At 35.0% G+C, this 21,338-nt stretch carries 17 protein-coding genes and 1 tRNA gene; 10 read left to right on the forward strand and 8 right to left on the reverse strand.

The window, feature by feature from the left end; all coding sequences use genetic code 11:
* Positions 1-134 precede the first annotated feature (134 nt).
* Positions 135-207 (reverse strand) — tRNA-Phe (locus WBG21_RS10525).
* 100 nt (positions 208-307) lie between these two features.
* Here WBG21_RS10525 and WBG21_RS10530 point away from each other — a divergent pair.
* From WBG21_RS10530 to WBG21_RS10560, 7 genes are all read left to right on the forward strand, one after another.
* Positions 308-1,039, forward strand: coding sequence for a type III pantothenate kinase (locus WBG21_RS10530; RefSeq protein WP_340077673.1), 732 nt, complete (start codon positions 308-310; stop codon positions 1,037-1,039).
* Positions 1,036-2,307 carry a hypothetical protein gene (locus WBG21_RS10535; protein ID WP_340077675.1) on the forward strand — a complete coding sequence of 424 codons (1,272 nt, stop codon included), beginning with the start codon at positions 1,036-1,038 and terminating at the stop codon, positions 2,305-2,307. Before WBG21_RS10530 ends, WBG21_RS10535 begins: the two co-directional genes overlap by 4 nt.
* A gap of 18 nt (positions 2,308-2,325) precedes the next feature.
* Complete coding sequence (locus tag WBG21_RS10540) at positions 2,326-3,699, forward strand: tetratricopeptide repeat protein (RefSeq protein ID WP_340077677.1); 1,374 nt, start codon at positions 2,326-2,328, stop codon at positions 3,697-3,699.
* Positions 3,699-4,259 (forward strand): LPS export ABC transporter periplasmic protein LptC, encoded by a 561-nt coding sequence (gene lptC, locus WBG21_RS10545; RefSeq protein ID WP_340077679.1) that lies wholly within the window; start codon positions 3,699-3,701, stop codon positions 4,257-4,259. Before WBG21_RS10540 ends, lptC begins: the two co-directional genes overlap by 1 nt.
* A gap of 20 nt (positions 4,260-4,279) precedes the next feature.
* On the forward strand, positions 4,280-4,474 hold the full coding sequence (locus WBG21_RS10550; protein ID WP_340077681.1) for a hypothetical protein: 195 nt from the start codon (positions 4,280-4,282) through the stop codon (positions 4,472-4,474).
* A complete protein-coding gene (locus tag WBG21_RS10555) occupies positions 4,475-5,749 on the forward strand; it encodes a hemolysin family protein (protein WP_340077683.1) in 1,275 nt (424 codons plus the stop codon).
* A gap of 88 nt (positions 5,750-5,837) precedes the next feature.
* On the forward strand, positions 5,838-7,946 hold the full coding sequence (locus WBG21_RS10560; RefSeq protein ID WP_340077685.1) for a peptidylprolyl isomerase: 2,109 nt from the start codon (positions 5,838-5,840) through the stop codon (positions 7,944-7,946).
* A 60-nt stretch (positions 7,947-8,006) separates the two neighbouring features.
* On the opposite strand, the gene WBG21_RS10565 is transcribed toward WBG21_RS10560, so the two are convergent.
* Positions 8,007-8,981 carry a GYDIA family GHMP kinase gene (locus WBG21_RS10565; RefSeq protein WP_340077687.1) on the reverse strand — a complete coding sequence of 325 codons (975 nt, stop codon included), beginning with the start codon at positions 8,979-8,981 and terminating at the stop codon, positions 8,007-8,009.
* Positions 8,981-10,330, reverse strand: coding sequence for a hydroxymethylglutaryl-CoA reductase, degradative (locus WBG21_RS10570; protein ID WP_340077689.1), 1,350 nt, complete (start codon positions 10,328-10,330; stop codon positions 8,981-8,983). The genes WBG21_RS10565 and WBG21_RS10570 overlap by 1 nt, the downstream gene beginning before the upstream one ends.
* A 135-nt stretch (positions 10,331-10,465) precedes the next feature.
* On the opposite strand from WBG21_RS10570, the gene WBG21_RS10575 reads away from it, so the two are divergent.
* On the forward strand, positions 10,466-12,631 hold the full coding sequence (locus tag WBG21_RS10575) for a S9 family peptidase (protein WP_340077691.1): 2,166 nt from the start codon (positions 10,466-10,468) through the stop codon (positions 12,629-12,631).
* A 26-nt stretch (positions 12,632-12,657) separates the two neighbouring features.
* Positions 12,658-14,217: a peptide MFS transporter gene (locus WBG21_RS10580; RefSeq protein WP_340077693.1), complete on the forward strand. Its 1,560-nt coding sequence runs from the start codon at positions 12,658-12,660 to the stop codon at positions 14,215-14,217.
* Positions 14,218-14,223: 6 nt separating this feature from the next.
* Here WBG21_RS10580 and WBG21_RS10585 read toward each other — a convergent pair whose 3' ends face one another.
* The 5 genes from WBG21_RS10585 to surE form a co-directional block, all read right to left on the reverse strand.
* A complete protein-coding gene (locus WBG21_RS10585; RefSeq protein ID WP_340077695.1) occupies positions 14,224-16,245 on the reverse strand; it encodes a ComEC/Rec2 family competence protein in 2,022 nt (673 codons plus the stop codon).
* Positions 16,246-16,273: 28 nt separating this feature from the next.
* Entirely contained in the window at positions 16,274-16,789 is a 516-nt protein-coding gene (locus WBG21_RS10590) for a C40 family peptidase (protein WP_340077697.1), read from the reverse strand.
* 91 nt (positions 16,790-16,880) lie between these two features.
* Positions 16,881-17,996, reverse strand: coding sequence for a lipid-A-disaccharide synthase (gene lpxB, locus WBG21_RS10595; protein WP_340077699.1), 1,116 nt, complete (start codon positions 17,994-17,996; stop codon positions 16,881-16,883).
* A gap of 2 nt (positions 17,997-17,998) precedes the next feature.
* Positions 17,999-18,280 (reverse strand): hypothetical protein, encoded by a 282-nt coding sequence (locus tag WBG21_RS10600; protein WP_340077701.1) that lies wholly within the window; start codon positions 18,278-18,280, stop codon positions 17,999-18,001.
* Positions 18,273-19,052 carry a 5'/3'-nucleotidase SurE gene (surE, locus tag WBG21_RS10605; RefSeq protein ID WP_340077703.1) on the reverse strand — a complete coding sequence of 260 codons (780 nt, stop codon included), beginning with the start codon at positions 19,050-19,052 and terminating at the stop codon, positions 18,273-18,275. The genes WBG21_RS10600 and surE overlap by 8 nt, the downstream gene beginning before the upstream one ends.
* A gap of 149 nt (positions 19,053-19,201) precedes the next feature.
* Here surE and WBG21_RS10610 point away from each other — a divergent pair, with 149 nt between their 5' ends.
* On the forward strand, positions 19,202-21,334 hold the full coding sequence (locus WBG21_RS10610; RefSeq protein WP_340077705.1) for a carboxy terminal-processing peptidase: 2,133 nt from the start codon (positions 19,202-19,204) through the stop codon (positions 21,332-21,334).
* Positions 21,335-21,338: the final 4 nt, after the last annotated feature.

Here is a 21,338-nt window from a genome sequence, read left to right on the forward strand (position 1 = left end):
AGAGTTTAACGATGGGGAGCGGGAACCTATTGATGGATGGGTATATTTGAATAGATAAGATAGGAAATATTGACATTCTTTTTTGCCTCAAAAGAAAACCCCTTAATTCAAATTAAGGGGTTTGTGTTTGCTAGTGGTGCCTCCAGGAATCGAACCAGGGACACAAGGATTTTCAGTCCTTTGCTCTACCAACTGAGCTAAGGCACCAGTTGCATTATTGCGGGGCAAATATAAATGGTAATTTATTATTACCAAAAAGAAACCTTAAAAAAATGGTTTCGTAAATTTACAAACTTTTGTGCAAAAGATGAACCTAGTCATTGATGTTGGAAATACGATTGTAAAAGTGGCCGTTTTTAACAAGGGGGTAATACTATACAATGAAACTTTTAAGGTAAAATCCTTTCCAGATAAAATAGCAGTTATCTTTAGTAAATATCCTGAACTGCAATATGGTATCTTATCCAACGTGGGAATGATATCGGCGGATACTGTACAAATAATAAAGAACAAATTAAAACTTCACATACTTTCGCCAGATTCCAATATTCCATTCAAAAACAACTATACTACACCAACTACATTAGGGGCGGACCGTATGGCTTTGGTAACTGCCGCTTATTATCGTTATCCAAAACAAAATAGCTTGATTATAGATGCAGGAACTTGCATTACCTATGATATATTGGATGCTCAACAGAACTATTGGGGAGGCGCTATTTCGCCCGGTATACAAATGCGCTTCAAAGCACTTCACCAATTTACCTCAAACTTGCCTTTGGTATCGGATATAGTGCTGGATGACTTTATTGGAAACTCAACCCAAAAAAGTATTATTTCAGGGGTTATTAACGGAATTGTACAGGAAATAGAAGGAATAATAGTACAATATTCAAAAAGATATAAAGATTTAACAGTTATTTTAACAGGAGGAGATGCACAATTCTTGTCAAAACAATTAAAAAACACCATATTTGCCAATTCCAAATTTTTATTGGAAGGTCTTAATTATATTTTGAAACTCAACAAGGATAGATGACACGAAAGGTTTTTGTTGGAATTTGTATTATTTTCTCATTGTCTTATAGTAGTATATATGGACAGGAGGGATCAGCGTCCCCCTATTCCTTTTTTGGTATAGGAGAACTGCGTTTTAAGGGCGTAGTTGAAAATCAAATGATGGGAGGGGTTAGCGTATATCCGGATAGTTTATACCTCAACTTAAAAAATCCGGCTGCATACGGGAAATTACAACTTACAGCATATGCTGTTGGAGGTAGTTATAACCTACTGAACATAAAAAATGACGAGGTAAAGGAAAGTTCGTCTTTAGGGACTTTCGATTATCTGGCACTTGGTCTCCCTATCAGTAAAAAAATAGGGATTGGTTTTGGAGTACTCCCCTATACATCTGTTGGGTATCGTTTAATAAGTGTTGATGAAAGCCAGGAATTGGATGTTTTAGATCAATTTACAGGTGAAGGTGGCCTGAACAGGGCATTTTTTAGTATAGGGTATGCAATAACAGAAGGTTTGAGCATAGGTGCTACGGGAAATTATGACTTTGGAAAGATAGAAAACAGCAACTTAAGAATAAGGGAAAATGTAGAATTAGGTACTAGGGAGACAAATGCGTCATCGTTAAGTGGAATGGACTTTAACTTTGCTGTCAATTATCAGAAAGACATAGGAAAAGGATATACCATATATTCTTCTTTGCTATATGCCCCTGAAACCAACATCGCATCAGAAAATGAAAGAACCATAGCTACCATTGCATTTATTGATGGAAGAGAGATACCGGTAGAAGAAGTTGAAGTGGATTTGGATGCATTGGGTCTTGAAGAAACAGATTTGGTTTTACCTTCTAGTATTACTTTTGGGCTTGGATTGGGAAAGAAAAATAAATGGTTTGTTGGGGGAGAATATGAATTTAAAAAAAACAGTAAATTTGACAACCCTTTTGTGACTATAGATAATTTGAGATATGAAGATGCCAGCAGAATTTCTGTTGGAGGGTTTTATATTCCCCGATATGATTCGTTTACGAATTATTTTAGTAGAATTGTTTACCGGTTGGGAGTTCGTTATGAACAGACAGGGATAAACCTAAATAATTCATCTGTTGACGACTTTGGCATATCTTTTGGTCTAGGTTTACCGGTAGGGATATCAAAACTCAATGTAGGGTTTGAAATAGGCCAACGGGGAGATACCTCTTTTGGGAAAATACAAGAAAATTATTTTAATATAAGAATAGGCTTGTCATTAAGTGATAAGTGGTTTATAAAAAACAAATATCAATAACCATATAAGTTTAAAAAGATGAAAACGAAGCGCCCACTATTTTTATTTGGTTTGATAAGCATTTTTTCAGGAATAAATGTTCAAGCTCAGAATGCTGAATGTACAACAAACCTGTCTATTTTTGCTGAGCATGTAAAAGTAAAGAACTATGATGCTGCTTATGAACCATGGAAGAAAGTAAAAGATGATTGTCCGGATTTACATGTTGCAACTTATATATACGGAGAGCGTATTTTAAAAGATAAGATTAAAAAATCTTCCGGATCAGATAAAGAAACCAATGTAAATATGCTTTTGAGCCTCTATGATGATGGGTACAAGTATTTTCCTAGCAAGTTTAAGTTAGCAGATGTCCTTTCTGATAAAGCGTTATTAATGTATGATGAGAAAATAGGTTCAGATGAAGAGATATATGAATTGCTTAATAAAGCATTTACAGAAGACAGGGCTAATTTTAAAAACCCAAAAGCACTGTACCTTTATTTTTCATCACTTGTAAACCTTCACAATGCTGGTAAAAAGGATTTACAAGTAGTTTTTGACACGTATGACAATGTAACAGAACGGATTGAAGAAGAAAAAGCAGACCTGTCTCAAACTATCGATAAGTTAGTGCCGAAGGAAGAAACTGGGACTTTAACGAGTAAAGAGAAAAAGGCACTTGAAAGATCCCAGGTCAATTCAGAGTCCTATGATAAGATTGCAGGGAGTATAGATGGAAAATTAGGAGTATTAGCTGATTGTGAAAACCTTATTCCTTTATACGAGAAGAATTTTGAAGCTAAAAAAGGCGAGGCTATATGGCTTAAGAGAGCAGCAGGGAGAATGGATGCTAAAGAATGTACTGATTCGCCTCTTTTTGTAAAATTAGTAGAGGCCTTACATCAACTAGAGCCTTCTGCGAGTTCTGCATATTATCTGGGGATTTTAAATGATAAAAAAGGGAATAGTTCAGAAGCAATTAAATATTACAATGAATCTGTAGAATTAGAAACAGATAATTATAAAAAAGCAAAAACATTATATAAGATTGCTTATAAATATGAAAAAAGAGGGCAAAAATCTACTGCTAGAAATTATGCCCAAAAAGCAATACAATATCAACCTTCTAATGGAAATGCATACCTCCTAATAGCGAGGTTATATGCAAACAGTGCCAATGATTGTGGTGCCACGCCTTTTGAAAAACGTGCCATTTACTGGAAAGCTGCTGAAATGGCCAGAAAAGCAGGGAGGGTAGATCCGTCTGTAAAAAGTATTGCAGATAAAACGGCGAATAGCTACTCGCAACGAGCACCTAGTAAGCAAGATATATTTAGTGCTGCTATGGGAGGAAAAACGATTAAGTTTAATTGCTGGGTAGGTGGAAGTGTAACAGTTCCTAACCTGTAATGAGAAGTAGCTTAAAAAATAATTTCAACCTTACTGTCACAGTTATTGCTGTGACAGTATTTTTTTCATGCCAAGGGAACTACAAAGAAGTGCAAAAATTGAGTGTTACAGAAAGATTTCCCGGTGGGGTTGCCGAAAACTTTCAGTTAACATATACAGACTCCGGAGTGGTTAAAGCCATCCTGACAAGCCCATTGAACACTGATTTCTCTAATCAGGAATTTCCATACCAAGAATTTCCAAAGGGGTTAAGCGTAGAATTTTTTGATGAGCAACAGAAAAAGAGTGTAGTAACGGCAGATTATGGGATTATTTATTCAGCAACAAATTTGATTGACCTTCAGGGGAATGTTATTTTAGAAACGCATGACGGTAAAAAACTGGAAGCCCCTCAAATATACTGGGACCAGTCTAATGAATGGATCTTCACAAAAGAGAAATTTGTATTTACGAACCCTGAGGAAGGTACCATTATGCATGGGGAAGGAATTGATTTTGATAAAGAGTTTAAAGTGGCAAATGCCCATAAAACGTATGGTGTATTTTCTATAGAAGATTAATAATAATAATAGATGAAACCATGAGGTTTTTTAAATTTTTTGAAATTGTATATCTTGTAGTGGCCATTATATCCATTATTGAAGTTTTTATACAATGGAATGTGGATAGAAACAGAGCATATTTATTTGTAGTATTTGCGGTAGTTTCAGTGTTTATGTTTTTCTTTCGGCGTTATTACCGAAAGAAATTTGAAGCCCGCCATAAAAAGAAATAAATGGATTTTTCGATCCTTATTATTGCATTATCACTCGCCTTATCAGCCTTTTTCTCCGGAATGGAGATCGCTTATGTCTCGTCCAATAAAATTCACATAGAAATTGAGAAGAAGCAGAAGAACCTTTTGGCAAAGGTGCTTACAAAACTGACTCAAAAACCTTCAAAGTTTATTACCACGATGTTGGTGGGGAATAATATCTCGTTGGTGGTTTATGGATTTTTTATGGGGGAACTGATTGTTAAATGGCTGTATCCGGAATATATAGCTATTACTGAAAAACCGTTTTATGTGATTTTATGGCAGACCTTAATATCTACATTGCTTATTTTAATGACGGCTGAATTTTTACCTAAGGTTTTTTTTCAGATATATGCCAATACTTTAATCAAGCTGTTTGCTGTTCCAGCATACTTTTTCTATATCTTGTTTTCGCTTATTTCAGATTTTGTTATTTGGATATCGGATTTCATTTTAAAAGTGGTTTTTAAAACGAAAGGGGATCAAATACAATTGGCTTTCACAAAAGTAGAATTAGGGGACTATATCAATGAGCAAATGGAAGCTGTGGATGATCAGGAAGTAGTTGATTCTGAAATACAGATATTTCAGAATGCACTGGAATTTGCTGAGGTAAAAGCTAGAGAGGTAATGATCCCAAGAACAGAAATCATGGCTGTAGAGATACATGAAACCCCTAAAAACCTCATAAAACTATTTACAGAAACGGGCTATTCAAAAATATTGGTTTATAAGGACACTATCGATGATATTATTGGTTATGTGCACTCTTTTGAACTTTTTAAAAAGCCAAAAACCATAAAAAGTATTTTGCTCCCTGTAGAATTTGTTCCGGAGACGATGCTTATTAATGATATTCTAAACATCCTTATAAAAAAGCGAAAAAGTATAGCAGTTGTCCTAGATGAATATGGAGGCACTTCAGGAATTATGACAGTAGAAGATATAGTAGAAGAGCTATTTGGGGAAATAGAAGATGAACACGATACAATAGCACTCCATGAAGAAGTAATTAGTGAAAAAGAGTTTAAGCTTTCAGCCAGGTTGGAAGTAGATTATTTAAATGAAGAGTACCGCCTCGAACTTCCGGAAAGTGAAAATTATGAAACCTTAGGGGGGCTCATTGTAAACCACTTAGGGGAGATTCCCGAAAAGGGTGAAACGCTTAAGATAGGAAACCATCAATTCACAATTTTAGAAGTAAGCAATACTAAGATAGACCTTCTTCATCTCAAGATTATAGAAGAAGATTAAAAAAGCCGTAATTAATACACCTACAGGTTTTTATTGTTCCAAAAAAGTGGTATTTTCGCCCCCTGTAATTTCATAAAAATAAGAGGAAATGGCAATTCTTGAGAAAATAAGAAAACGTTCGCTTTTCTTGATATTGGTAATAGGTTTAGCATTGTTTGCATTTGTGGTCTCGGATTTATTCAGGAATGGAAACTTTAGCTCTACAAAATCCATTATAGCTGAGGTTAACGGAGAAAGTATTCAGCGTGATGCGTTTGTGCAACAAGTAGAAAACATTTCGAGACAATATGGCGCAGGAGCTTCCACTATTCAAGTTGTAAATCAAGTTTGGAACCAAGAATTACGAAAAACATTATTAGGACAACAATATGAAGAATTAGGGTTGAGCATTGAAAAAGATCAAATTATAAATGTAGTAAAAGCAAACCCTTCCTTTGCTTCAGACCCAACGTTTCAGAACGAAGCAGGATTGTTTGATGAAGGAAAGTTTGTTGAGTTTATTGCTGATTTAAAAGCAAACAACCCACTAGCATATCAACAATGGACACTACAAGAAGAAGCCTTGATAAACCTTGCAAAAGAACAAATGTATTTTAACTTGATAAGGGCTGGCGTGGGGGCCACTATCAAAGAAGGAGAGTTAAACTATAAATTGGAAAATGATAAAGTAGATATAAAATATGTTCAAATCCCGTATAGTACCATCCCCGATAGTACGGTAACTGTTTCTAAGAAAGAAATTGAAACATACATAAATGCACATAAAGAAGAATTCAAAGAAGAAAAATCCAGAGACATTCAATATGTATTTTTTGAAGAAAAACCATCTTTAGAAGATGAAGAGACTGTGAAGGATGCTATAACTGCTTTGCTTGGGAACAGCATAGAATACAATGAAGCTACTAAGCAAAATGATACTGTTGCTGGGTTTAGGACAACGAATGATGTTGAAAGCTTTGTAAACAAACATTCAGATGTACGTTATGATTCTACTTTTGTGGCAAAGAAAAGTCTTTCTATTGTTTATGCGGATAGTATCTTTAACCTAGCTATTGGTGAGGTATATGGCCCATATAAAGATGGAGATGCTTATAAATTGACACGAATGTTGGCAAGAAGACCTAATGGCTCTGTAAAAGCAAGCCATATCCTTATTGCTTATGAAGGAGCCACAAGGGCAAACCCTAATATAACCAGAACAAAAGCTGAAGCTGAAGCGAAAGCAAAGGAATTATTAGTTGAAGCCAGAAACAATAAAGATAAATTTGCCGAACTGGCAAGGGATAATTCAGATGGACCTTCAGCACCACAAGGAGGTGATTTAGGGTATTTTCAAGAAGGGGTAATGGTTCCTGAATTTAATGATTTTGTTTTTTCAAATCCAGCAGAAAGCGTAGGTTTTGTAGAAACGGAATTTGGGTACCATGTCATAAAAATTGATGATAAAGAAGATGTTATTCAGTTAGCTACTGTAGTACAAGAATTGGAACCTTCTGAAAAAACAATTAATGAACTTTTTACTACAACGACGAAATTTGAAATTGCTGTTGCTGATGGAAACTTCACAGACGTAGCAAAAGAAAATAATTATTCGGTACGCCCTGTAAATAAAATAAAAGCGATGGATGAGAACCTTCCTGGTGTTGGCAATCAGCGAGCAGTAGTGCAATGGGCCTTTTCCAAGGACACAAAGGTGGGTGATGTGAAACGTTTTAACATTAGCAACGGATATATTGTGGCACAGCTTACAGATAAAACAGAAGAAGGAGTGATGACCCCGGAAGATGCGTCAGCCAGAGTACTACCTATTCTTAGAAAACAAAAGAAAGCAGCAATTATTAAGGAAAACAATACAGCTGCCAGCTTAGAAGCGTTCTCACAGGCAAACAATGTTCAAATTAATACAGCATCAGCATTAAACATGAAAACACCAACAATTGTTGGGGCAGGTAGAGAGCCAAAAGTTGTAGGTGTTGCTTTCGGCCTACAAGAGAGTGCTACTTCCGGATTGATTGAAGGTGAAAATGGGATATATATGGTTCAGGTAACAAAAAAATCATCTGCTATAGCGTTAGACAATTATATTACCTATGCTATTACGAAAAAGACTTCAAACAGAAACAGTGTCAGTAGTTCGGTATTTAATGCATTAAGAGAAGTTGCTGAAATAGAAGATAACAGGTCAGATTTCTATTAAGATATCGGATAAAAATGAAAATATTGAAAGAGTGTCCGACGGACACTCTTTTTTTATAGATTACAAAAACATTTTATGATAAGGAACAATAGTTTTAAACCCCTTATTATAGAAATAATCCAAGGTATTTTTATTACCTGTTGCTAAGATAAAGTCACCGCCCCAGGCACCTAAACTTTTAATTGTACCATAATTATAATCAGGGAATAGGGATTTCTTAATTGTCGGAAACCCCAACATTTTTGAAATAACCTGCTCGTGCTGTTCAATAAGCGACTCAAAATCATTTAGCGTTTTTGCAACAAGGAGTTTTTCGGTAATTTTTGAAACAGCTTTTATATATGGTAATTTTGACCCTCTCAAATTTTTATACAGCGCAATTCCATCCCTGCTGTTTTGTTTTTTATTGAGGTAAACAAAAAACAGCCGGTCTTTATATAGAGGGTCAAAACGGACTTCTTTTACAATGGGATTTTTATTGACAAGTTGATATGTGATGGGCGTATTATGTTTTGCACAAGCAATATCATAGCCACTGCCCGAAAAGGTATGCTGTAAAAGTTTATATGGGTCAATAGTGGCCCATTGCGCTATATTATTTATAAGTGTAGAAGAAGAGCCGAGCCCCCAATCTTTATTAAAAGTAAGTTTTGTGGTTATCTCATATCCTTCCGGGCCGCTTAAAAATATCGAATTTAATTTTTGTGCCTCTATGAGTATTTTCAGAAGTGTAATCGCTATTTCAACGTCAGAGGTTTTAGTAATTGCTTTGGCTAGGGCATTGTTTTTTTTATTTTGAAATGTTTGCACTTTATTAAATATATTCAACTTTAATTCATCTAAATCAATAGTTGCTTCAAACCATCTTTTTCCTTGCTCATCAATGCTTTCCCAGTAAAGAAAACGGTTATTTTTAGGCTCAATAGTTAATGACTGTCCGTAAGAAGTAGGCATTGCCAAACTTAATGCCCCGTCTAGTACGACATACTCTCCGGTAAGTAACAGTTTACCATTGCTATAGAATGTTTTATGCATTATGTTTTTGCTCTATGATTGTTAAAAGCTGAAACTACTGCAGCATGGGTAGCTGTTTTATCTTTGAAATAGTTGACAAAATATTTTTTTTCGTCTTCTGTGGCACCCAATTGGTTAAGAATATTCAATAAATGCATTTTCATATGCCCTTTTTGGATACCAGTAGTAATAAGGGACCTGATAGCAGCAAAGTTTTGTGCCAATCCGGCAACAGCCACAATCTGCATTAATTCTTTAGCACCGGGGTTTCCCAGAATGTCTAAAGCCAATTTCACTAGTGGGTGCAGACTGGTTAAACCACCCACAGTACCCAATGCTAACGGAATTTCAATCCAAAACCGGAAGGTTCCGTTTTCTATAGTGGCATGTGTTAAGCTTCCATAAGTTCCATTCCTGCCTGCATAAGCATGGGTGCAGGCTTCTACTGCTCTAAAATCATTTCCGGTAGCTACTACAACGGCATCGATCCCATTCATGATACCTTTATTGTGTGTTACGGCCCTGTGCGGTTCTACTTCAGCAATGGTAACTGCTTGTATAAACTTTTCAGCAAATTCATGGGGGGACAATTCTTCATCTTCATTTAGCTCTTCTATAGGGCATGAGACTTCTGCTTTTACCAAACAATTGGGCACATAATTAGAAAGAATGCTCATAATTATCTGCAATTGCTTATCGGAATTATTACACAAGCCTTGTATTTCAGCCTCTTCTGTAAGGGTAGTTGCAAATTGCTCCAGACAACTGTTTATGAAATTGGCTCCCATGGCGTCCAATGTTTCAAATGTGCAGTGAAGCTGGTAATAATTAGGTAACAATGTTCTTTTATCCCTTAATTTGATCGCTGAGATACCACCGCCACGTTTTTCCATATTTTGGGTAATGGTTTTCACGGCGGCAAACAATTTAGGTTTTATAGACTCAAAAAAAGAGGTTAATTTATCAACCTCTCCATTGTAAATAAAATGTACTTGGCCTATTTTCTCAGTTGATAGCACTTCTGCTCTGAACCCTCCGCGTTTTTCCCAAAATTTAGCTGCTTTTCCTGCTGCAGCAATTACAGAGCTTTCTTCTATAGCCATAGGGATAACATATGTGCGGCCATTGATATTAAAATTAGGGGCTATTCCAAAAGGAAGATAGTAGTTGGTAAGCGTATTTTCTATAAACTCATCATGTAATTTTTGAAGCCCCTCATCAGTATTCCAATATTGTTTTAAAACTGCAATACCTTCCTGGATGTTTGTGAAATAATTCTCAGCAAGCCAGAGTATCTTTTTTTCTTTTGATAATTTAGAAAACCCTTCAATTTTTTGCCCCATACTATAATTGGCTTTATATGAAGACAAAGATAGTAATTAAGGGGATTAGCAAAGTATTGTTCCAAAGAACCAATAGGAACTCCTAATGTTTAACGAAAAAAGTTTATTTTTTTGTTAAATTATTAGTAAACTTGATGGTTTTTTGCTCAATCTTTAAAAACTATGAAAAAAAATATTGTTGTATTCTTTTTGTCTTTAAGTTTTTCAACTTCTTTAATTGCTCAAAATCAACAAATTACACTAGAAGAAATATGGGGAGGGGCTTTTCGGACGGAAAGTATGGATGTGCTTCGCTCTTTAAATAATGGAAAACAATATGCTGTTTTAAACGTTGATAGACGAACCAAAGCAACTACCGTTGATGTTTATGACTATGAAACGTTGGAAAAAGTAAAAACGTTAGTCTCTAGTAATAACCTAGATGCTTTAGATAATTTCTCTTCTTATGAATTTAGTAATGATGAGTCTAAGTTGCTGTTGGCAACAGATATTACTTCAATATATAGGCGTTCTACGTTGGGAAGATATTATGTGTACGATATTAAAGCAAAAACACTGAGCAGTGTTTCAGAGAATAAAATTCAAGAACCTACTTTTTCTCCTGATGCTGGTAAAGTAGCATTTGTTTATGAAAATAATATCTACGTTAAAGACTTAACTTCCGGGGAGACGAAACAAATAACAACAGATGGTAAAAAAAATAAAATCATAAATGGTGTTACGGATTGGGTATATGAAGAAGAGTTTAGCTTTGTGAGGGCTTTTGACTGGAACGAAACAGGGACTCACATAGCATACATTCGTTTTGATGAACGTGAGGTGCCTGAGTTTTCTATGGATGTTTATGGTGAAGCGCTGTATCCTACGCAGCAGGTATTCAAATATCCTAAGGCAGGAGAGGAGAATTCGGAAGTTAACTTATTTGTATATGACTTGACTACAGGGAAAGCTGAAGAAGTCTCATTAAAAGATGCATATTACATACCTAGAATGAAATGGACCAATGATCCAGAAGTGTTAAGTATACAAGTGATGAACCGACATCAAAATAAGTTAGACATCATGTCATATGATGTTAACTCAAAAACAACAAAAACAATATTAAGCGAACAAGATGATGCTTATATAGATGTTACAGATAATTTAAAATTCTTGAATGACAACAGTTTTTTATGGACTAGTGAACAAAATGGGTATAATCATATTTATCTATATGACCGCAATGGAAAATTAATTCGTCAAATTACCTCAGGTGAGTGGGAGGTTACTAATTTCTATGGATTTAGCCCCAATACGGCCAGAATATATTATCAATCCACAGAGGAAGGATCTATTAATAGAGCGGTATATTCCATAGGAATTAATGGAAAAGGAAAAAAATTATTAACCCCTCAAACAGGAAATAACAGTGCCAAGTTTAGTAGCGATTATACTTATTTTATAAATACGCACTCGAGTGCATATAGCCCTTATCGATATACATTGCATAGATCTAAAGACGGGAAGGAACTTAAAGAAATAGTTAATAATAATAAGCTTGAGGAAAAGTTAATAGCATACAACCTTCCTAAAAAAGAATTCACCACGATTAATGTTCATGGAAATGAATTGAATATGTGGATGATGAAACCGGTTGATTTTGATCCTGAAAAATCATATCCGTTATTTATGTTCCAATATAGTGGTCCCGGTTCTCAACAGGTTTCTAACAGATGGCATGGAAGTAATGATTACTGGCATATGTTATTGGCACAACAAGGATATATAGTAGTATGTGTTGATGGGCGAGGCACAGGGTATAAAGGAGCTAATTTTAAGAAATTGACTTATAAGGAGCTAGGAAAATATGAAGTAGAAGACCAAATTGAAGCTGCAAAAGTTTTGGGGGAACAATCCTTTATAGATGAAAACCGTGTAGGTATTTGGGGATGGAGCTATGGAGGCTTTATGAGCAGTAATGCCATTCTTAAAGGAAATGATGTGTTTAAAATGGCCATAGCTGTAGCACCGGTAACGAGTTGGCGTTTTTATGATACCATCTATACAGAAAGGTATATGCAAACACCACAAGAGAACCCATCAGGATATGATGATAACTCACCCATTAGCCATGTGGACAAACTGAAAGGTTCGTATTTGTTGATACATGGTTCGGCAGATGATAATGTGCATGTACAAAATACCATGCGGATGATTGAAGCATTGGTACAAGCAAATAAGCAGTTTGAATGGGCTATTTATCCGGATAAGAATCATGGGATCTTTGGTGGTTATACCCGTTTACAGTTGTATACCAAAATGACCAACTTCATCAAGGAAAATTTATAAAAAAATAATAACCAACACTTTGACATATGGAATATAAATATGGTGGATCAGAAATTAACCAAAGAACCGTATTAGGGCATCCCTCAGGGCTATTCGTTCTCTTTTTTACGGAAATGTGGGAGCGTTTCTCTTATTACGGAATGCGCGCCTTGTTAGTTTTATTTTTAACCTCAGCATTATTTGGGGACAATCCCGGATGGGGATGGGAACGCGAAGACGCATTAAAATTATATGGTATATATACCGGTTTGGTCTATTTGACCCCAATTATAGGAGGGCTTATTGCTGACAAACTACTGGGATATAGGAAAGCAGTAGTATTAGGGGCATTGATTATGACACTGGGACATGCCTCAATGGCTTTTGAAACCAGTTTTTTCTTCTATGCCGGGTTAGCTTTCTTAATTGTAGGGAACGGACTTTTTAAACCGAATATTTCTTCTATAGTAGGACAACTCTATAAAACACAAGGTAAAGAGAAAGATGCGGGCTATACCATTTTTTATATGGGGATTAATGCCGGAGCCTTTTTAGGAATTTTACTTTGTGGGTATATTGGTGAAAAGATAGGTTGGAGCTATGGCTTTGGTTTGGCCGGAATATTTATGTTCTTTGGAATGTTACAGTTCCATTATGCTCAAAAAATATTTGGAAAAATAGGTTTAAAACCTGATAAAAATGACAATTTCATAGACATTGCAGAAAAGGATGAGAAAGATAAAGCACTTCCTGCTAAAGTTAAAATAGATAGGATTATTGTAATTTCAGTTTTTTCATTATTTACGATATTTTTCTGGTGGGCATTTGAACAAGCAGGAGGTTCTATGACTGTTTTTGCAAAAGATTATACAGATCGGGTTTTAGAAGGCAATGGAGCTTTTATTTTCAAAATTATAAATACGTTATTGACTGTTGTTCCTATGCTTATTATTACATGGGTTTTAGCAATGTTATTTAAACAAACATATAGTAATTATTCACTGTCAAACATTTTTTTAGGCACTAGTTTTGCAATCATATGGGTAGTTGTTATATGGATGCTCAATAGAGAATTTGCAGCCGAAACCACTGAGGTACAAGCTTCTTGGTTTGGAATATTAAACTCATTCTATATAATCACTTTTGCGCCGTTATTTTCTAAAATATGGCAAAGTAAACTCAATCCTTCAGGGCCTGTAAAATTTGCTATAGGCTTAGTACTGTTAGGCATAGGTTTTGCAGCTTTGGCATATGGCTCTGCAGAAATTCCGCAAGGAGCTAAAACAGCTTCAGTAAGCATGCTGTGGCTTATCTTAGCATATTTATTCCATACACTTGGAGAACTGTGCATTTCGCCTGTAGGGTTATCGTATGTGAGTAAATTGTCACCTCCAAAACTGGTAGGCTTGATGTTTGGTATATGGTTTTTGGCTAATTTCATTGCAAACCTTACGGCCGGTTGGACAGGAAGTTATATTGATGCCATTACAGAGGCGTATTCAATAAGTACGTTTTTCTTAATATTTACATTAATACCTATAGCAGCAGGAGTTGTAATGTTCTTGCTTAATAAAATCTTGATTAAGAAAATGCATGGAATACGATAAAAGGCATTAAAAGTTTATTATAAAAACTCCTTTTTCACTAGTATCATGGAAAGGGAGTTTTTCTTTTAGGCAAGTAGTTTTCCATTGTGCTTTAAGGTTTTTATAATTGCTAGCATCTGCTATAATAACTTTTGGTTGAATAGTATGTATAAGGCGTTCCAGATTAATCTTAGGAGATTGTGTAAGTAAGACATACTTTGGTCTTAAATGAGGAATTTTGTAAACTCCGAAACTATCTACTTGCAATAAGATATCATTGCCTATTGGATAGATATTTTTGTTTTTATCCTTTCTAATGTTTTTAATACCATTTAGCACTTTATAATCATTAAATACATTAGTAATACAATCATTCGTATACACAATTAATTCATCACTTATTTTTTGCCCCAGTAATGTATTCTTACTATTGTTGAATACAATAAACGCATTGGTTGTTTCAGTAAGGTATTTATGATAGATAAGAACACTTTGGAACAATAAAAAAGTAGTTAAAAAGAACACAATTTGACGTGGTCTTTGTTTTTTAAGCAATAAAACAAGGCTAATAATCATAATATAAGAGACAATAAATAAGCTCTTGTCAAAAAAGATGTTTTTAAATAAAAAGGTTTCCTGTAGTGCAACCCATTTCACAAAACTGTTCATTGCATTTAATAAGAAAGAGTAGAATGTTACTAGAAATGAAGGGAGTAAATTCATCAATGCCAGAAGCACTACAATGACCCCTATTGAGAGGATTAACCCAATAAAAGGAATGATAACGAGGTTAGAAATAAAAAATAACCCGGGAAATTGATGAAAGTAAAACAAGCTAATGGGCAGCACACCTATTTGTGCAGCCAAAGTGACTGTAAGTAACTTCCAAAAATAATTAGGTATCATATATTTAGGTAACCATAATCGATATAATTGAGGCTGTATCCAAACAATGGAGAGAACAGCAGCATAGCTTAGTTGAAAACCAACATCAAATAAAAACTCGGGCTTGATCAGTAACAGAATGAACATAGAAACAAACAATGTATTATAGATATTTGTTGGTTTTCTATGGTGCATTCCCAATGAAACGAATGAAAACATAGTAACTGACCTGACTACAGATGGGGACAACCCTGCAACAAGCGCAAAGAGCCATAGCAAGGAAATTACTAGAACTAATTTTACAGTTTTTCCATACTTGAAACGTGCTAGTGGATTGAAGAGAAAATTGAGGACTAACAAAACAATCCCCACATGGAGCCCAGATACTGCTAAAATATGCACAGCTCCCGCATTAATATAATTAGTATAAATATCCTCATCAATAGTGGTTCGCTGACCCAATAAAAGAGCATTAATAATGGATAATTCATTACTCTTAAATTCATTTAAAATAAGAGCAGTATTAATATTTTTTCTCCAGTTGGCAGCCATACGGTGTATAGAGCTATTACTTTTTTTAGCTAGTACAATTGCATCTTTATCCAGGTATAATTGATGATAGATGTGATTTCTTCTTAAATATTCTTTGTAATTGAATAAGGAGGGGTTTAAAGGAGGCTTTATTTCTCTGAACAATACCCACGAGGTGATTACATCACCAACTGTTAAAGGAAGCGAAACACTATCTTTTTTGATATTCACTAAAAGTGTTCCTGAAGCATTTTGTTTGTCGATTTTTTGAATATATGCTTCATAACGTTCATAAAAGTCATTGTCCTTTAATACTTTTTTTATACTAAGTTGAGCATAGTAAGGATTATTAGTATTTAATTTTTTTGTGTAATGGTTTTGGTGGTTTTTTTGCTGATGAAATGTAATGGTAAGTACACCTACTTGAAACGTTGTCAAAAAAGCAATAATTCCAAATAAATACCCTTGTTTTAATTTCTTATCCGCATAAATAAAAAGAATGGCTAAAAGAACTAAGGAAAAGATAAATGAAATAAGAATGCTTTCCCATGAGATAGGCATATAAAGACCAAACAATATTCCTATAACAAGAAAAAAAGTAAGCTTTATGATTACAAAATTCAGTAATTTCATATACAAAACTACTGAAAAAACATATAAATTATAAAACCCTTCGCGCCTCTACAAAAGCACTGCTCCAATACCCTTCATTTAAGGAAGACACCAAGACCCCTCTAGAAGTAGTGGCATGAATAAATTTTATGTCATTCCCGTTAGCAGAGACAACAAGCCCTACATGATTGATATTATTATGGTTTTTATTGGTGTTGAAAAATAATAAATCACCTTTTTTCACTTCTTTGACTTTGATCCTTTTACCTTCTGTAGCCATCAATGAAGAAGTTCGTTGAATATTAACATTGTTTTCCTTAAAGGAAGTATAAATAAGCCCTGAACAATCCATTCCTTTGGAGGTAGTGCCTCCATATAAATAGGGGATTCCGTTAAAAGATAATGCTGTTCCAATAATTTTGGGAGCCTTGGGGGCAGCGAAAGTATTACGGGTCTTTTTGGTGGAAATAGTCTCCGTTTTAGGCTTTACCGTAACAGTTTTCTTGGTGGATTTACATGACAAAACTAAAAAAGCAAGTATAAAAACAGGAAGAATTGTTTTCATTAGGGCTGTGTTTATACAAATTTAGCTATTTTTTGTTAGAGATTTCAGCTCTTTAGATATTTGGCAAAATTTAAATCTGTGAGATTCTCATTTAAATATTTTGAAAGATCAGTTTTGCTGTTTTTTCACTGGCACCTTTACCACCCAGTTCTTTCTCTAACTCATGATAATCACTAAAAAGCTTTTTTCGATGGTTATCATCTAGGAGTTTATCAAGTTCTTTTCGTAATCGTTTAGGGTTGAAGTCATTTTGTATAAGCTCGGTAACAACTTCCTTATCCATGATGAGGTTTACTAATGAGATATAACTAAGGGTGATAACCCTCTTTGCAATTTGATATGAAATCCAATTTCCTTTATAACAGACCACTTCCGGTACCTTAAATAATGCAGTCTCAAGTGTTGCGGTACCACTTGTTACCATAGCAGCATATGCGATACTCAATAAATCATAAGTTTTATTGGCAACGAAATGAACATTTGAAGCCTTTGAAATAAATGGTTGGTAAAAAGCATAATCAATGCTTGGCGCTCCGGCAATTACAAATTGATAATCATTATAATCACCAACAATAGTGAGCATTACAGCAAGCATTTTCTTGATTTCCTGTTTTCTACTACCCGGAAGAATAGCTATAATCGGTTTTGTGGCATCCAGTCCATTTACATCTCTAAAAGCTGCTTCATCTACTTGAGGGCGTCCATTAATGGCATCAATGAGGGGATGGCCTACAAAGTGTACTTTGTAATGATGTTTTTCTTCATAAAAAGATTTTTCAAAGGGCAAGATTACATACATTTTGTCAACGTCTCGTTTAATTGCTTTTACCCGGTTCTCTTTCCAAGCCCATACTTGTGGAGAAATATAATAATGTGTATTATAACCTAATTGATGCGCCCATTTAGCGATGCGCAGGTTAAAGCCCGGATAATCTATGAAAATAAGCACATCAGGTTGAAAAGCCAGAATATCTTTTTTACAGAATTTTATATTCCTTAAGATAGTCCTTAGGTTTAAAAGAACCTCTAAGAAGCCCATGAAAGCAAGGTCTTTGAAATGCTTAACGAGCACTCCACCTTCCTTTTGCATAAGGTCGCCCCCCCATATCCTGAACTTAGCTTTAGGGTCTTGCTTTTTTAAGGCTTTCATTAAATTAGAACCATGAAGATCTCCGGATGCCTCTCCTGCTATAATGTAGTACTTCATGATTATAGGATTTTATAAGCTAAAGAAACTAAGGCAGAGAGAATAGTGGCCATCAACACCCCCTTTGCGCGCATGTCCTTATTGAACCTTAAGAATATAAAAAATACAATAAGGTTCAGGATAGCGCCCAGTGCAAACAAACTTCCCAGATAACCATTTATTTTGGCTATTTTGATGGTTTCAATAACCTTGTTTTCAGAAAAAATAAGAATGTACAAAAGAGTCCCTAATGCATTGGCAATAATGCCTGTAACAAAGCCAATAAAAAGTTCCCTTTTAATCATTTAGTGCCCATGTGTTTAAATCCTGAATAGCATGATGCGCTGTAAGGTCAAACTGAACCGGTACAACAGAAACATAACCATTTTCCAATGCCCATTCGTCAGTATCTTCCCCTTTGTCTAAATTTACAAATTTTCCTGTTAGCCAATAATAATCACGTCCTTGTGGATTTGTTCGCTTGTCGAACTCTTCTACCCAATTAGCTTTGGCTTGCCGGCATATTTTGACACCTTTAATTTCTTCTTTTTTCAATTTTGGAAAGTTCACATTGAGCACAACCCCCTTTGGCATGCCATTTTTAAGCGCATTCAATGTTATTGTTTTTACATATTCCTTAACAGCTTCAAAGTCAGCTTCCCAAGAATAATCACATAAAGAAAACCCAATAGCAGGGATACCCTCTATACCAGCCTCAACAGCAGCACTCATGGTTCCGGAATAAATAACATTGATAGAAGAATTAGAGCCATGGTTGATGCCACTTATACAGATGTCCGGTTTTCTGTTTAAAATTTCATTCACAGCAAGTTTTACACAATCAGCAGCAGTACCACTGCAAGTATACTCAATTTGAACATCATCGTCATGAATTGTAATAGGACTGCAATAGAGGGTGGAGTTTATCGTGATAGCATGTCCCATAGCTGATTGTGGGCTATCTGGAGCTACAACCACTACATCACCTATTTCATTCATTACAGCTATTAATGCTCTTAATCCGGGAGCTGCTATACCGTCATCATTTGTAACTAGAATTAGTGGTTTTTTACTCATATGGAATACTTTGTTTATTTATAATGCTAAAATACACAATTTGGGAGTTAAATAATCCTTAAGTCATGTTTAACAAAAAATTAGTAACATTGTGTAAAACTGGCATGGTTTTTTAAGTATTTTAGTAACTTAAATAAAAGTTTGATAATATGAAAAGGAACTTAATTTACCTGATGGGCGTACTGATTATATCAGTTGCCTCTTGTAGTTTCACAAATAAAACATTTGATAATCCGGATAAAGATGCGGTGCTTGTAGAGCTTATCTCTTATGTTTTAGAACGTGGCCACTTTGACCCCAAGGACATTAATGACAATTTTTCTGAGAATGTATATTATGATTATTTAGATGCAATTGATCCATTAAAAAGGTTCTTTTTGGCATCAGATATCAAAGAGTTTGAAAAATATAAATATGATCTGGATGACCAAATAAAAAATTCCAACATTACTTTTTTTAATCTCACATATGATCGTTTCATGAAACGTATTAAAGAAAGTGTTGAGCTTTATAAAGAAGTGTTGAACAGCTCTTTTGACTATACTGTTGATGAAACTATTGATGTAGACTATGAAAAACTTCCTTATGCTAAATCCAAAAAGGAAATGGTCGAGCGATGGAGAAAGCAACTTAAATTTTCAGCTATTTCAAACTATGCCTCTAAAATAGAAGATGAAGAGCGAAAAGCAAAAGATGACCCTGACTACAAAAAGAAGGCAATAGTAGACATAGAAAAAGAAGTGAGGGCATCAATTCTAGAAACGTATAATGAATATTTTGATTTTGTAAACGATTTAGAGCGTAAAGATTGGTTTTCGCAGTACCTAAATGCTATTGTGGAGGAATTTGACCCACACACCTTCTATTTTGCGCCGGATGATAAAGATAGGTTTGATACAAGCATGTCCGGTAAATATGAAGGGATCGGAGCTCGGTTACAGAAAAAAAGTGACCATATCCGGATAACTGAGGTTATTTCTGGAGGACCTGCATGGAGAGACCAAAAACTGGATGTGGGAGATGAAATACTAAAAGTAGGGCAAGCGGAAGAAGAACCTGTGGATATAGTGGGAATGCGGTTAGACGATGCTATAAAATTAATTAAAGGGCCTAAAGGAACTGAAGTTAGGTTAACCATTCGCAGAGTAGATGGCACCATAGAAGTAGTGCCCATCGTAAGAGATATTATTGAATTAGAAGAATCTTATGCAAAATCGTCTATTGTAAAGAAAGGTGAGAGGACATTCGGAATTATTAATTTGCCTAAGTTTTATATTGATTTTGATGACTATAAGGAGCGGAATGCCGCTTCGGATGTTGCTAAAGAAATAGGACGCTTAAAACAAGAAGGTATAGAAGGTTTGGTGCTCGACTTAAGGGATAATGGAGGCGGATCACTTAAAACGGTAGTAGATATGGCAGGATTGTTTATTAAAGACGGACCAATTGTGCAAGTGAAAAGTACCGGACAACGAAAAGAAGTGCTTAGCGATAAAGATAAAACCATTCAATGGGACGGGCCTTTGGTAATATTGGTAAATGAACTTTCAGCCTCTGCTTCAGAAATATTAGCTGCAGCCATGCAAGATTATAAAAGAGCTATTGTTTTAGGGAGTAAACAAACGTATGGAAAAGGAACTGTCCAAAACATAGTGGACTTAAACCAATTTCTAAGAAATAACAACGATTATGGAGATGTAGGCGCATTAAAGCTTACTACTCAAAAATTCTACAGGATTAATGGCGGTTCTACACAATTGGAAGGCGTAAAGAGTGATGTGATAGTGCCTGATCGTTATAGCTATATTGATATTGGTGAAAAAGACCAAGAAAACCCATTGCCTTGGGATAAAATAGACCCTGCCTATTATGAAGTTTGGGATGGCTATATTGATTATGAAGAAACGATTAAAAAGAGCAAGGAACGAATGGCCAATAACCCACAAATAGGATTGATTGATGAAAATGCAAAATGGATAAAGAAACAGCAAGATGATAAAGAATATCCGTTAAGTTATGATGCATACAAAAAACAATTAGAAGCAGATGATGAGAGAGCTGCTTATTTTAAGAAAATAGCAGATTATAAAACAGATTTAACATTTAATTCATTACCTTACGAAAAAGAACTGTTTTTAAAAGACACTGTTTTAAAAAAGAAAAGAATGCGATGGCAAGAGAACATGTCCAAAGATGTATATATTGAAGAAGCATTAAATGTATTGGAAGATCTTAAATTGAGTAATATAAAACGAGGAAAAGTAGCTGGAATTAAAGGCTAATGAT

The organism is Leptobacterium meishanense (genome assembly GCF_037645805.1).
GTDB lineage: Bacteria > Bacteroidota > Bacteroidia > Flavobacteriales > Flavobacteriaceae > Leptobacterium_A > Leptobacterium_A meishanense.

Bases quoted from the DNA above. Each gene is read 5' to 3' on its own strand.
- surE (WP_340077703.1), bottom strand. From the start codon at position 19,052: ATGAGTAAAAAACCACTAATTCTAGTTACAAATGATGACGGTATAGCA.
- WBG21_RS10600 (WP_340077701.1), bottom strand. From the start codon at position 18,280: ATGATTAAAAGGGAACTTTTTATTGGCTTTGTTACAGGCATTATTGCC.
- WBG21_RS10530 (WP_340077673.1), top strand. From the start codon at position 308: ATGAACCTAGTCATTGATGTTGGAAATACGATTGTAAAAGTGGCCGTT.
- lpxB (WP_340077699.1), bottom strand. From the start codon at position 17,996: ATGAAGTACTACATTATAGCAGGAGAGGCATCCGGAGATCTTCATGGT.
- WBG21_RS10540 (WP_340077677.1), top strand. From the start codon at position 2,326: ATGAAAACGAAGCGCCCACTATTTTTATTTGGTTTGATAAGCATTTTT.
- WBG21_RS10535 (WP_340077675.1), top strand. From the start codon at position 1,036: ATGACACGAAAGGTTTTTGTTGGAATTTGTATTATTTTCTCATTGTCT.
- WBG21_RS10580 (WP_340077693.1), top strand. From the start codon at position 12,658: ATGGAATATAAATATGGTGGATCAGAAATTAACCAAAGAACCGTATTA.
- WBG21_RS10560 (WP_340077685.1), top strand. From the start codon at position 5,838: ATGGCAATTCTTGAGAAAATAAGAAAACGTTCGCTTTTCTTGATATTG.
- WBG21_RS10610 (WP_340077705.1), top strand. From the start codon at position 19,202: ATGAAAAGGAACTTAATTTACCTGATGGGCGTACTGATTATATCAGTT.
- WBG21_RS10555 (WP_340077683.1), top strand. From the start codon at position 4,475: ATGGATTTTTCGATCCTTATTATTGCATTATCACTCGCCTTATCAGCC.
- WBG21_RS10550 (WP_340077681.1), top strand. From the start codon at position 4,280: ATGAGGTTTTTTAAATTTTTTGAAATTGTATATCTTGTAGTGGCCATT.
- WBG21_RS10585 (WP_340077695.1), bottom strand. From the start codon at position 16,245: ATGAAATTACTGAATTTTGTAATCATAAAGCTTACTTTTTTTCTTGTT.
- WBG21_RS10565 (WP_340077687.1), bottom strand. From the start codon at position 8,981: ATGCATAAAACATTCTATAGCAATGGTAAACTGTTACTTACCGGAGAG.
- WBG21_RS10590 (WP_340077697.1), bottom strand. From the start codon at position 16,789: ATGAAAACAATTCTTCCTGTTTTTATACTTGCTTTTTTAGTTTTGTCA.
- WBG21_RS10575 (WP_340077691.1), top strand. From the start codon at position 10,466: ATGAAAAAAAATATTGTTGTATTCTTTTTGTCTTTAAGTTTTTCAACT.
- lptC (WP_340077679.1), top strand. From the start codon at position 3,699: ATGAGAAGTAGCTTAAAAAATAATTTCAACCTTACTGTCACAGTTATT.